This window comes from Fibrobacter sp. UWEL (assembly GCF_900142535.1).
GTDB lineage: Bacteria > Fibrobacterota > Fibrobacteria > Fibrobacterales > Fibrobacteraceae > Fibrobacter.
Map to the genome: position 1 here is coordinate 32,324 of NZ_FRBE01000002.1, position 13,012 is coordinate 45,335.

The 13,012-nt window shown below is 50.0% G+C and carries 9 protein-coding genes and 1 tRNA gene; 5 read left to right on the top strand and 5 right to left on the bottom strand.

All coding sequences use genetic code 11. The annotated features are described in order from the left end of the window. Complete coding sequence (locus BUB59_RS01635) at positions 1-534, bottom strand: peptidylprolyl isomerase (RefSeq protein ID WP_083540119.1); 534 nt, start codon at positions 532-534, stop codon at positions 1-3. Positions 535-692: 158 nt separating this feature from the next. Between BUB59_RS01635 and lepA the strand changes: the two genes are divergently transcribed. Together lepA and BUB59_RS01645 are read left to right on the top strand one after the other, a co-directional pair. Beyond that, on the top strand, positions 693-2,516 hold the full coding sequence (lepA, locus tag BUB59_RS01640) for a translation elongation factor 4 (protein ID WP_073225041.1): 1,824 nt from the start codon (positions 693-695) through the stop codon (positions 2,514-2,516). Between the two features lie 26 nt (positions 2,517-2,542). Next, positions 2,543-3,676, top strand: coding sequence for a S26 family signal peptidase (locus BUB59_RS01645; RefSeq protein ID WP_143160174.1), 1,134 nt, complete (start codon positions 2,543-2,545; stop codon positions 3,674-3,676). A 116-nt stretch (positions 3,677-3,792) separates the two neighbouring features. Here BUB59_RS01645 and BUB59_RS01650 read toward each other — a convergent pair whose 3' ends face one another. Continuing rightward, complete coding sequence (locus tag BUB59_RS01650) at positions 3,793-5,589, bottom strand: DUF1015 family protein (protein WP_234979894.1); 1,797 nt, start codon at positions 5,587-5,589, stop codon at positions 3,793-3,795. A 113-nt stretch (positions 5,590-5,702) separates the two neighbouring features. On the opposite strand from BUB59_RS01650, the gene greA reads away from it, so the two are divergent. Both greA and BUB59_RS01660 read left to right on the top strand, forming a co-directional pair. Then, on the top strand, positions 5,703-6,170 hold the full coding sequence (gene greA / locus BUB59_RS01655; protein WP_073225043.1) for a transcription elongation factor GreA: 468 nt from the start codon (positions 5,703-5,705) through the stop codon (positions 6,168-6,170). Then, positions 6,170-7,051 (top strand): TatD family hydrolase, encoded by an 882-nt coding sequence (locus tag BUB59_RS01660; RefSeq protein ID WP_073225044.1) that lies wholly within the window; start codon positions 6,170-6,172, stop codon positions 7,049-7,051. The genes greA and BUB59_RS01660 overlap by 1 nt, the downstream gene beginning before the upstream one ends. A gap of 37 nt (positions 7,052-7,088) precedes the next feature. On the opposite strand, the gene BUB59_RS01665 is transcribed toward BUB59_RS01660, so the two are convergent. From BUB59_RS01665 to BUB59_RS15730, 3 genes are all read right to left on the bottom strand, one after another. Further along, on the bottom strand, positions 7,089-9,062 hold the full coding sequence (locus tag BUB59_RS01665) for a putative bifunctional diguanylate cyclase/phosphodiesterase (RefSeq protein ID WP_073225045.1): 1,974 nt from the start codon (positions 9,060-9,062) through the stop codon (positions 7,089-7,091). A 117-nt stretch (positions 9,063-9,179) separates the two neighbouring features. Next, positions 9,180-9,252 (bottom strand) — tRNA-Glu (locus tag BUB59_RS01670). Positions 9,253-9,306: 54 nt separating this feature from the next. Then, positions 9,307-11,232, bottom strand: a complete 1,926-nt coding sequence (locus BUB59_RS15730; RefSeq protein ID WP_083540120.1) for a peptidylprolyl isomerase — start codon at positions 11,230-11,232, stop codon at positions 9,307-9,309. Between the two features lie 146 nt (positions 11,233-11,378). Between BUB59_RS15730 and nadB the strand changes: the two genes are divergently transcribed. Continuing rightward, positions 11,379-12,962, top strand: coding sequence for an L-aspartate oxidase (gene nadB, locus BUB59_RS01680; protein ID WP_073225047.1), 1,584 nt, complete (start codon positions 11,379-11,381; stop codon positions 12,960-12,962). Positions 12,963-13,012 lie beyond the last annotated feature (50 nt).

Sequence of the window (13,012 nt, forward strand, 5' to 3'; positions counted from 1 at the left end):
TTACTTCTTTTCCACAATTTTAATGTTTATAATAGGGTCGTTCTGCTCAATACGGCAGACCACATCCAGACCTTTAATGACCTTGCCAAAAACGGAGTGCTTTCCGTCCAGGTGGTGCTGCGGCGTCTGGGTAATGAAAAACTGAGAGCCATTGGTGTTAGGACCACGGTTTGCCATGGAGATAACGCCTTCTTCGTGGGTAAGCTTGCTGATTTCATCCATGAAGGTGTAATCAGGACCGCCTTGTCCATTCCCCTTCGGGTCGCCGCCCTGAATCATGAAACCGGGAATGACACGATGGAATGTCAGGCCATCGTAGAACCCGCTATTGGCAAGTTCCACGAAATTTGCAACTGTGTTGGGTGCGGACTTAAAATCCAGGGAAAGTACGATTGTACCTTCGTGGGTTTCGATAGTTGCCTCGATTTCCTTAATACCGGTATAGTCCTTGTCAAAGGTTTTCACCTTTGCACAGCTTACGGAAACAAGGCCGCTTACTAAAGCCGCTAGCAATAGTTTTTTAACGATTTTCATAGATCCTATTATGTAATCGTATTGAAGATTCAATTTGTAAACAGAATATAGATTTTTTAAAAACCAACTATAGCCGACTCACTCCCAATTAGAGCGCATTTTTCCAACATTCTTGCGCCATTTTCTATATTTGTTCCAAAATTATTAAATGGGACTATATGGCTCACAACGACAATATCAGAAACTTTAGTATTATCGCCCACATCGACCATGGTAAATCCACCCTGGCCGACCGTATGATCGAGCTTACAAAGACTGTTTCTAAGAACGAAATGATGAACCAGCTCCTGGATGACATGGATCTGGAACGTGAACGCGGCATTACCATCAAGGCCCACGCCATCCGTATGGTGTACGAACGTGACGGCAAGGAATACATCCTGAACATGATCGATACCCCGGGGCATGTGGACTTTACTTACGAAGTGAGCCGTTCCCTGGCCGCTTGCGAAGGTGCAATCCTGGTGGTGGATGCAAGCCAGGGTATTGAGGCCCAGACCCTTTCCAACTTGTATCTGGCTATCGAAAACAACCTGGAAGTCATTCCCGTTTTGAACAAAGTAGATTTGCCGGGCGCACAACCAGACCATTTCGCCCAGATGATTGGCGACTTGCTGGGTTACGATCCCGATAAGATTCCCCGCATTTCTGCAAAGACAGGCTTGAATGTAGAACAAGTGCTGGATAAGATTGTGGACGAAATTCCCGCTCCCACTGGCGAAAACGACAAGCCCCTGAAGGCTTTGATTTTTGACTCCGTGTACGATTCCTACCGCGGCGTGATCAACTACATCCGTATTGTAGAAGGCACTCTCAAGCCAGGCATGAAGATTCGCATGATGAAGACCGGCGGCGAATATATGGTGACCGAAGTGGGCACCTTCAGTATGCGTCGCGATCCCAAGCCAGAACTGACCGCGGGCATGGTAGGCTATGTGCTTGCCAACGTGAAGACCATTAGCGACGTGAAGATTGGCGACACCTTGACCGATGCGGCAAATCCGGCCACCGAGCCACTGCCCGGCTACAAGGACATTCTTCCCATGATCTATTCCGGTATCTACCCCATCAATCCGGAAGATTACAAGGACTTGCGCGAAGCCCTGGAAAAATTGCGTCTCAACGACTCCGCCCTTACCTGGGAACCGGAAACTTCCGAAGCATTGGGCTTTGGTTTCCGTACAGGCTTCTTGGGCCTTCTGCACATGGAAATCGTGCAGGAACGTTTGGACCGCGAGTTTAACGTAGACATCATTACCACCGTTCCCAACGTGGAATACCACGTTTACATGAGCGATGGCGAAATGATCAAGATCGAAAGTCCCTCTAAGCTCCCCGATGCCAGCCGTTACGACCACATCGAAGAACCTTACGTGAAGGCTCAGATCTTTACGCCCAAGGAATTCGTGGGCGCCCTCATGACTCTCTGCGATGAAAAGCGCGGCGAGTTCGAGACCATGGAATACCTGGACGAGACCAAGTGCATCTTGAAATACAACCTCCCGCTGGCAGAAATCATGTTCGACTTCTACGACCGTCTGAAGTCCGTGAGCCGCGGTTATGCAGGTCTGGACTACGCTCCCATGGGCTACCGCCAGAATAACCTGGTGAAGCTGGACATTCTTTTGAACGGTGACCCGGTGGATGCCTTCTCCGTGATTATCCATCGCGACAAGGCCCATACCTACGCCCAGGCAATCTGCGTGAAGCTGAAGGATTTGATTCCTCGCCAGCAGTTCGACGTGGCTATCCAGGGCGCCATCGGCGGCAAGATCATTAGCCGCAGCACCGTTAAGGCAGTCCGTAAGGATGTGCTTGCCAAGTGCTATGGCGGTGACATTACCCGTAAGCGCAAGCTCCTTGAAAAGCAGAAGGAAGGTAAGAAGCGCATGAAGAGCATCGGCTCCGTGGAAGTGCCCCAGAAAGCATTCCTCGCTGTGCTTTCCCTCTCCGACAACTCCTCTGGCGGCAGCGAAGACTAATCCACATTCGGGGATCAGGAAGTACAATGGCGTCCTTAAAGCAAAAGCTGAAAAGGTTACATCGTCGGAATTCAAAACGGCATGTCTTGCTGTTGTTTCTTGTGCTTCTTGCATTTCTTGGAGCATCGGGCGTGGCTCGCTACTACGCCTTCGTACCGCTCCGTCTGATGGACAACTCCATGAGTCCGGGATTCAAGGAACGCTCCGTCATCTGGATGTGCCAACTTCCCAACTGCCTTACTCATTTTGAAGAAGGTGACATCGTTCTGGAAAGCCGACCCGGCAACGAGAAGATGATCCGTAAAATCCTGGGACAGCCTGGCGATACCATCAAGATTACCGACCAAGGCCGAGTCACAACCCCTCGCACAAACTTTAAGTGGAAGCAGGAAGACACCTTTATCCAGAGCAGAGCCTTCTACGTTCCTAAAGCGGGAGACACGCTTGTTTTCGATCAGCTCAATGATGTAGAACAAGATTACGTGATTGGATACTTGCGGAATAAGGGTCAGCATATCATCATCCAAACAACCCTTTGGCAAGGCGAGCACGAGATTAACCTGGACCGTGTAGGCTCTACCAAAATTGCCAACCGTCAGGTCAGCCTCAACGAAATCGATTTCCTCCCCTGGCAGGATCGCTTCCTCATCGAAACTCAAATTCGACAGAGCGAACCGGGCAACGCCCCCATCGCCTTAAAGCGAAAGATTTTCCGCGGATCAAAGAAAATCATTCCACAAAATCCGCCCACGATCAAAGACACTCTCGTTCAGGATTCCCTCGCTAATCAAGATTCTCTTACGCCTCAAGTTGTGGAAGAAATCATTGACCCCATCAATACCATTGTGATTGAAGACGACTGTTACTACCTGGTTTGCAACAAAGGTTCCAACTGTCCAGACTCCCGCGAGACAGGCTACGTGACTGCAGATAAAATCACTGGACGCATCATGGAGACCCCTACAAGATTCCAGAACAGCGTCATCGCACCGACCATCAGAAAGACTCAAACGGCAGCAAGGCTAGCCTCAGAACTCATCAGCAAAGCTGTCAATGCCGTTACCGAGTTTTTCAATTCAGAAGAATCCAATGAAGAAAAGGATGCGGAAAAAAAACCGCCAAAAACATCCAAGATAAAACTACCTAAAGGGGCAAAATAATCTTCAAGATGTTTCCGCAAGAATTGAAAAGAACATATAACAGAAAAGGCGTCTAGCAAAACTAGACGCCTTTCTCATTTGCTTTTCGTCGCCGTATTCCAGCGATTTTCAGCTCATTAGTCCAGAGTATGAACCAGGAGACCGTCACGGAGCTTGGGTTCAAACCAAGTGCTCTTGGGCGGCATGATTTCGCCAGCGTCGGCGATGTTCATGAGCTGGTCCAGAGTGGTCGGGTACATTGCAAATGCGCAAGTGCATTCACCGCTATCAACGCGCTTTACCAGTTCGCCCAGACCGCGGATGCCACCGACGAAGTCGATGTTCTTGGAGGTACGGGGATCGTCCACATTGAAGAGGGGCTTCAAGATGAGCTTCTGGAGGAGAGCCACATCAAGGCTGTCCACAGGACCCAGGTTCTGCAGGTATTCAGACTTGAAGGTGCAAGCATACCACTTGCCGCCCATGTAGAAGTTCACCTGGTTCTGCTTTGCGGGGCTCTGCATTTCAGCAAGTTCTGCAATGTCAAAGACCTTGGCCATTTCTGCCATGAGCTGTTCCGGAGTGTGGCCGTTCAGAGTCTTGAGAACACGGTTGTAGTCAAGAATCTTCAGCTGGGTGCTGGGGAACAGGATAGCGAGATAACGGTTGAATTCTTCTTCACCAGTGTAGGTGCCGGCCTTCTTGGCTTCTTCGGCACGGAAGCTAGCGGCGCGAGCGCCAGCAGCACTACGGTGGTGACCGTCAGCGATGTAGCTCACGGGAACAGCTTCGAAAGCCTTACGGATAGCAGCGATCTTGGCGTCGTCTTCGATAACCCAAACGGTGTGGCCAAAGCCATCAGCTTCGGTAACGAAGTCATAAGTGGGGGCCGTCTTAATCACGTCAGCCAGCAATTCGAACTGACCTTCGTCGCGGTAGGTCAGGAACACCGGACCGGTGTTGGCGTTGGTGCCCAGAACATGACGGAGACGGTCTTCTTCCTTGTCTGCGCGGGTCAGTTCGTGCTTCTTGATGATGCCGTTGAAGTAGTCTTCTGCGGGAACGCAGCAAACCAGGCCGTACTGTTCGCGACCGTTCATGGTCTGACGGTAGATGTACAGGCAATCCTTCTTGTCGTGAGCGATAACGCCGTCGGCAATCATCTTGTCCAGGTTTTCGCGAGCATGAGCGTAGACCTTCGGGTCGTATGCGTCAACGCTATCGTCCAGTTCCAGTTCGGAACGGGTAACGCGGAGGTAGGAGTGAGGAAGGCCCTGAGCCATTTCCTTGGCTTCAGCGCGGTTCATCACGTCGTACGGGAGTGCGGAGATGTTCTTGGCTTCGGCGGGGTCAACCGGGCGAAGAGCCTTGAACGGATAGATGTGCATCATAGGTTTCTTTCCTTTGTGAGCTTCTTTGATTAAAACTTCGTCTTCAGCAATAAGATTATGAATAAATCCAGTCTTCTTTGCAATCCACTTTTTGCGGCGGTGACTTACGATGACATAAGCTAGAATAAAAAAGATGATTCCGCCGATGGCTGCAACAATTGTAATGCCAATTAAGAAAGCGATTAGATGATCCGGTGCGTTGTGAGCCAAATTCTTGATAACGGTGACGCAATTTTTGAAGGAAAGCCCTTCCATTTCGGACAGGAAGTCGAAATGGATCTTATCCGGTTCGATGATCTGGCAGCCAATATAATACCCCGCCGGATAGAAAAGCCCGAATTGGGTGAAAGGGTTTGCTACAAAAGAGGATACTACGCCAGGAACCTTAGGCAAACGGAACAAGGCGCAAAATGCAACCGTCAAAATGATAGCCACACCAATAGTGGGCCAAATGCCGATAAATACACCTGCGAAAACAGAAAAAGCGACACGAAGTGCGTCCTGGTTCTTGGGGAACATGCGATTGTAGTAGATTCTACTCAATCGTTTAATCTTCGGTTCCTGTCTTCTTTTGGGCAATCTATGCAACATGCTCATACGGAGGTCAAAGATAGCAAAAATTTACAAGTCAAGGCGCTTTTTTCTACATTTAGGCCATGAAACATCTTATTTCAAAAGAAGGCTTTGAGAAGTTCAAAGCAGAATGGGAGCAGCTCAAGTATGTGGAGCGTCCCGCCATGATCAACCAGGTTCAGGCCGCCGCTGCCGAAGGTGACCGTAGCGAAAACGCCGCCTATACCTATGGCCGTATGCGTGTCCGTGAAATTGACCGCCGCCTTCGTGAACTGGACCGCATTCTGGACGGAGCAAAGGTCGTTGAAAGTATGGCTTCCGATGATGGTTCCATCCGCTTTGGCGCCACCATCAAGCTGAAAGATGTTAAAACCAAGCGTGAAAAGACCTACCAGATTGTGGGCGACAAGGAAATTGACCCCCTCCAGGGTAAAATCAGCATGAAATCCCCCGTTGGAGAAGCCCTCATGGGTAAAAAACAGGGCGAACAAGTGCAAGTACAAGCTCCCCGCGGCACCATTACCTACGAGATTGTAGAAGTAAGCTACTAATGTTTATCGATTCTCATTGCCATCTTGATGCTTACGAGGAATACTCCGGCGAAAAGCTGGACGAATTGTTCGCTCGACTGCAGGCTGCAACCGACGCCGCCCGAGGCGACTCCCCCTCCTTCCCTATTCCCGACTTAAGCAGCCAGAAGAGCTGGAGCAGTTCCAAGTCCGACGCACCGGACCCCAACGTGAGAATGCCCGAGGCATTCATCCATGTGGCATGTGACCCCAAGGACTTGACCCGCGGTGTTGAACTCATCGAGAAGTACAGCTTCGTGTACGGAGCCTTCGGCATCCATCCCGAGTACGTCAGCGTGACGACACCCGAAGATGAAGCCCGCATTGGAGAGCTGTTGAAGCATCCCAAGTGCGTCGCCTGCGGAGAAATCGGCCTGGATTATCATTACGGAGCCGACAAGAAGAACGAACAATGTAAGCTGTTCGAGCGACAGCTTGCCATTGGAATTTCCTCTGGAAAACCCCTGGTGTTCCACCTGCGAGAAGCAGACGATGACGCCCTAGCCATCCTGCGAAATGCGGATTTACACAACAGGAACATTCACGTTCACTGCTTTACGGGAGACCCTGAATTCGTCGAGGAATTGCTGGCACTAGACGCCAACGTCTTTATCGGCTTTACGGGAATCGTTACCTTCAAGAGTGCACAGAACGTTCGAGATGCAGCCATGCTGGTACCCTACAACCAGATCCTGCTGGAAACGGACTCGCCCTATATGGCCCCCGTTCCTCACCGCGGGAAGACATGCCATTCCGGTTTCATTCCCTACACCGCCCAGATGCTTGCGGATATTAAAAAGATACCCGTAGACGAACTCTACAGGCAATGCCGGGAAAACACCCGCAACTGTTACAACATCTAATTAATGCAAAGAGGCTCGCGAATGCGAGCCTTTCCTTTTAAGCTTTTACTACGGGTTCGCCGTAGTGCTCTTCCATATAAGTCAGAGCATCTTCGGGAGAAAGTGGCCTGCTGAAATAGAAACCTTGAATCAGGCGGCAACCTTCTGCACGAAGGAATTCCAGCTGATCTTCGTTTTCGACGCCTTCCGCAATGAGGTCCAGTCCCATACTCTTGGCAATTCCAACCACCATTCGAGCAAAGGAAGCATCTTCTTCGTCATCTGCCACATGGTCAATGAAAGACTTATCCATCTTGAGAGTGTGAATGGGATAGCGCTTCAAGTAAGACAAGCTGCTATAGCCGGTACCAAAGTCATCGATAGAAATCTGAAGTCCCATACCGGAAAGAGCCTTCATGATTTCGATGGTCTTTTCCGCTTCGCACATGGCAGTGTATTCTGTAATTTCCAACTTCAGGTTACGAGGATTCAGCTTCGTCTCGAGCAGGACTCGTTTCACGTCCTCCACCATGTTGTCCAGGGCGAACTGCTTTGCAGAGAAGTTCACGGCCACTTGAATATCCTTATACCCCATATCCACCCATTTCTTAGCCTGCAGGCAAGCCATACGAAGAATGAGTGCACCCATGGGGATAATCAAGCCAGTTTCTTCTGCAATAGGAATGAATTCCGCCGGAGAAATAACGCCACGTTCAGACTGATTCCAGCGAACCAAGGCTTCAAAACCAGCAATACGATTGTTCTTAGTAATGTCAACAATGGGCTGATAAAGCAAGATGAATTCCTGGGCCTGGATAGCCCTACGAATTTCAAATTCTAGCTTATACAGCTTCATGGCCTTTTCACGGATACCACCGCTAAAGAACTGGATACCGCCATGGTTCACGCTCTTCTTGATTTCACGAAGGCTGGCGGTCGCATTAGCAAGAATATCTTCCACGCAGTCCACGTCGTGATTCAGAACCACGGACATGGAGGAACTAATATAGAGGGAACGACCATCCATCTGCATGGGCATCTTCACTGCATTATGGATTCTGCGGACAACCGTCAGGACGTCGTCGTTGTTGTCCTGCAAGCCGTGAAGAACAATGGCAAACACGTCAGGTCCAATACGTGCAATCGTATCATTGTTGCGGCACTGGGACTTGATTCGGTCAGATACAATACGGAGCACACGGTCACCAACATTGGTGGAATAAGACGTATTGATAGCGCCAAAGCTATCGATGTCCAATAGGGCAACCGCAAAAACGTAATCCGGACGCTGTTGTGCAAGGTCTACATCAATCTTCAGCTTTTCCAGGAAAAACTTACGGTTGTATACGCCGGTCAATGCATCCTGATAGGCGTAGAAATAATTCTGTTTTTCGGAGGATGCGCGATCGGAATATTCGTTGATGGCTCCGATAATGCGAATGGGACGACCTTCCTCATTCTTCTGGATATTACCAGAAATCTGGAGGAACTGCTCCACGGAATCCGCATTCAGAACGGTAACCTTCAGGGAGAAACTTTCACCCGTTTCCAGGGCGGTACGCATCACCTTCTTGAAGTTTTCCCAGTCCGTATCCACAATACGGCCGTGGAGAGCGTCAAACGTATCCCCCACAGTAAAGGTATCGCTAAGCAAAAGCTTGGCAGCCTTCTGAGACCAGTAAACCTTTCCAGATGCAACATCAAAAGTCCAGAAGCCGCTGGAGGAAACATCCACCATCATCTTGAAAAGTTCATCCTTCTCAAGCAAATCCTTCTGGAGATCTCTGACATGGAACGATCCAGTCGCATGTTCTTCAATCTTCACATCTGTACGCATCTTTCTTGTGTTTCCAATCATGGGGAAACGATATGCAAGCGCGACAGCAAGAACAAGAACGATGGATAAAATGTAGGCGGCAATAAAAACAGGACTTACCGAAAGAGTAATAACCTCCGGCAAAAACCCTACAAAGAAGACGCATGCCACAATCAGCAAGAGTCTTAAGACAATCTTTCCATCAAATAAACGCATTAAACGCCAATCCTAAACCCAAAGATAGAACTTTATTTTGGAATATACCAATAAATAATAATGAGTGTGACATTACACACAAAAAAAGACAATTCCCGAAGGAATTGTCTTTTTTTATAGTGCCAGAGGGACTCGAACCCTCGTTGCCGGCGTGAGAGGCCAGTGTCCTAGACCACTAGACGATGGCACCGAAATGTTGCTTAAGAAGCGGGCGCTAATATAGCAACATTAAAGGATTTTGTCATTAGTCCTTGTAGAACAGGTCCATATTGTTCACGACCTTGGCAGAATTCACCAGGTTGCCGGTGAAATCGTTGAACATCATGGACTGGTTCATGTTACGGCTGTTCTGCTGAGAAGCGATTTCTGCGGCGACAGCGTCATCAGCAGGAGCCTTCTTGGAAACAACCTTCACCATCACAGCACCGTTTTCAGTAGTGATGACATCGGACCATTCACCTTCCTTGGCGTTCTTGAGAGCCTTGGCAATTTCAACACTGCCATAGCCGAAGCCAGGAACGTAACCTTCAACAGAAGCGTTCTTCTTGTCCAGCTTCACCTTTTCGATTGCAGCGTCGGTGGAGTCGAACTTGGCAGCCTTCACCTGAGCAGCAACGGAAGTCAGGTAAGCGGCAGCAGCCTTAGCGGAAGCCTGCTGGAGGAGAGTGTTCTTGATGCTTTCTGCATAGTAGTCCTGGCTACGAACGCCAGCTTCAAGATCAGCAACCTTCATGGCAACGACAGCAAAGTTTGCATTTTCCATGATCGGGGAAACCTTGCTGGGTTCTTCCGGAAGGATTTCGTTGGGCCATGCGTATGCGCCCAGGCCCTTCAGGTAACCGATGCCAGCGATGTTTTCGCCACGAGCGATCCAATTGGAAGTTGCAACCTGGAGATTACGAGCTGCAGCGGCTTCTTCAAAGGACTTGCCTGCGTCAACGTCAGTCTTGATGCCGTTGAGTTCATTCTTCAGGCTATCGATGGTCTGAGAGGATGCGTTGATACGGAGCAGGATGTGACCCACGTTAGCAAGAGTCTTGCCGGTGGAATCAGTAGACTTGCTGTAGCACTTGATAATGTGGAAGCCATACTGAGTTGCAATGGGAGCGGAGATTGCACCGGAATCCAGAGCGAGAGCAGCCTGTTCAAATTCAGGAACATAGAGACCGAGACCAGCGGGCTGATCCAGCTTGCCGTCGTTCTTTGCAGTACCCGGATCTTCAGAGGAAATGCGAGCCATTTCTTCGAAGGTGGTAGAGCTGTTGGAGTCAACGAGAACGTCGTAGATGTTGGTCTTGGCGTAATCGAGAATCTGAGCGATGTCGCCATCGGTGGGCTTGATGGGGAGCATGGCGTAAACGAACTTAGCCACATCCTTCTTCACGAAGAAGCTATCTGCATGAGCGTTGTAGTAAGCAGCGATTGCAGCATCATCAATGGTCTTTTCGTCAGCAGCGAAGTCTGCAGAAGAAGCGACTGCCACCTGCAGTTCGTAGTCGGTCAGGCGACGGTTTGCAGCCCACTTAGCTTCCAGGCTAGTGGAGTGAGCGCCTGCACCAACGAAAATCTGGAGCTGACGCATGGGGATGGTATTCTGAACGAACTGTTCTTCAAGTTCGCGGAGAGAAGGCCACTTGCCAGCGTTGGGCTTCACCCAAGCTTCGTAGGCAGCCTGGTTGAAGTTGGTGTCAGTGAGGAAGCTGGGCAGAGTTGCAAGGTATGCCTGGTAGCGCTGCATGAAGTCATCCTGGGAAGTAGCCTGCTGCTGCATCATGCTGATACGAGCGTTCACTTCCTGAGACATATAGCTAGCAACAGCATTGGGGTTGCGAACGAACTCGTTTACCACTTCCGGATCGGAAGCCTGGATACCAGCATTGGCGTAGAGGTTTTCAAGAACGTTCTTGCGAACGAATTCATTGAACACGCTGTTGCGGATTTGGTTGTACTGTTCGTCTTCGAGACGCTGTTCCTGAGCCTGAGCCTGGGAAGTAACTCTCTTGACCTGAGCTTCAAATTCGCCATAGGGAATCTTTTCGCCGTTGACCACACCTACCGGATGGCTCTGTGCAGTGTTAGGCACACGGTCCATGGCCAGAAGGCCCACTGCGATACCTGCAGCGAAGATTACAACAATCCACTTGGCTTTTTCATTAATCCACGTTAACATAGAGATGACTCCATTAAAATTTTGTCGGGGCAAAATGTAGTAAAAAATTCCATTTTATTTTATTTTACTTCTAGATAATGCCGAAATACGGCTTTTTTTCTATTTATGGGATATCCAAAGTCGAAGTTACTTAACGGAGTTCGAATATGTACGATATTTTGGTCCTGGGAGCCGGTATTTCCGGTCTGAGTGCAGCCCTTCACGCCGCAGAAAAAGGTCTGTCAGTAGTGATTCTTACCAAGGGAGCAAAACCGGACGGATCATCCAACTACGCCCAGGGCGGTATCGCAACCGTTACCGAAAAAACGGACAAGTTCAAGTTCCATATCGACGACACCCTTGAAGCAGGTGCAGGCCTTTGCAAGAAGGAACCGGTGAACATCCTCACCAAGAGTGGTCCCGCCACCATCCAGCAGCTGGTAAAGTGGGGTGTCCAGTTCACCCCCAATCCGCAAAACCATTCTGAATTTGACCTCCATCTGGAAGGTGGACACAGCCATCACCGCATTCTCCACGCCGCAGACCTTACCGGTAAGGAAATCATGCGCGCACTGCTGTGCACCCTGCACCAGCAGAAGAATATCGACTACCTGGAAAACTGCTACATCAAGGATTTGATCTGCCAGGGCGAAGGCAAGGACAAGCGTTGCGTCGGTGCAAAGATTATTCATCAGAAGACCGGCATCGTGGAAAATATTTATGCCAAGGCTACCATCCTTTCCACAGGTGGTGCAGGCCGTATCTGGCAGTACACCGTCTGCCCGCCGGATAGCTGTGGCGATGGTATGGCAATTGCCGCCCGCGCAGGTGCCGCACTGCAGGACATTGAATTCATGCAGTTCCACCCCACTAGTTTGTATGCACCCAGCCTCAAGAAGCCCTTCCTGATTTCCGAAGCGGTTCGTGGCTTTGGCGGCATCCTGAAGAACTACAAGGGTGAAGAGTTCATGAACCAGGTTCATCCCCTCCACTCCCTGGCACCTCGCGACATCGTGGCACGCGCTATCCACGCCGAAATGCAGCGCCTGGGCCAGACCAACATGTTTATCGACCTCACCGGTCACACTCCCAAGGACATCAAGAGCCACTTCCCCAACATCTATGCCAAGTGCAAGGAAGTTGGCGTGGACATGACCAAGGAATGGATCCCTGTGGTTCCTGCCGCTCACTACATGTGCGGTGGTGTGCTTGTGGATACTTGGTCCCGTACGGAAATCAAGGGCTTGTATGCTTGCGGCGAAGTCGCCGCAACAGGTGTTCACGGAGCAAACCGTCTGGCCTCCAACTCCCTGCTGGAAAGCGTGGTCTACGCCCTTCGTGCCGTTGATAACATCACTGAATCTGGCATCCTGAAGGATAAGATCAGCACGTCTCATTCCAAGAAGCAGGAAAAGGTTTCCTATACCAAGTCCGCCTACTGGCGCAAGCGTCGCAAGATCCTGCAGGACATGATGTGGACCTACTGCAGTATCGTTCGTACGGTAGCAGGCTTGAACCAGGGTCTCAAGGTGATCGCCGGTCTCGAAGCAGACGTGCAGACCGCCATCAAGAATAAGGAAATAGAAAACTTCTACTTCCTGGAATTCTTGAACGCTCTGCAGGTTTCCAAGATGATTCTTATTGCAGCCCTCCGTCGTAAGGAATCCCGCGGTCTCCACTACATTCTGGACTACCCCAATCCCGATCCCAAGAGCAAGCACCAGAGCATTTACCTGGGCGAAGAGAAGTAGTTACTAATTACGAGTTACGAGATACGAGTTATTAATTACGAATTACGAGA

Coding starts and splice junctions, on each gene's coding strand:
- BUB59_RS01635 (WP_083540119.1), bottom strand. CDS start 534: ATGAAAATCGTTAAAAAACTATTGCTAGCGGCTTTAGTAAGCGGCCTT.
- lepA (WP_073225041.1), top strand. CDS start 693: ATGGCTCACAACGACAATATCAGAAACTTTAGTATTATCGCCCACATC.
- BUB59_RS01645 (WP_143160174.1), top strand. CDS start 2,543: ATGGCGTCCTTAAAGCAAAAGCTGAAAAGGTTACATCGTCGGAATTCA.
- greA (WP_073225043.1), top strand. CDS start 5,703: ATGAAACATCTTATTTCAAAAGAAGGCTTTGAGAAGTTCAAAGCAGAA.
- BUB59_RS01660 (WP_073225044.1), top strand. CDS start 6,170: ATGTTTATCGATTCTCATTGCCATCTTGATGCTTACGAGGAATACTCC.
- BUB59_RS01665 (WP_073225045.1), bottom strand. CDS start 9,062: ATGCGTTTATTTGATGGAAAGATTGTCTTAAGACTCTTGCTGATTGTG.
- BUB59_RS15730 (WP_083540120.1), bottom strand. CDS start 11,232: ATGTTAACGTGGATTAATGAAAAAGCCAAGTGGATTGTTGTAATCTTC.
- nadB (WP_073225047.1), top strand. CDS start 11,379: ATGTACGATATTTTGGTCCTGGGAGCCGGTATTTCCGGTCTGAGTGCA.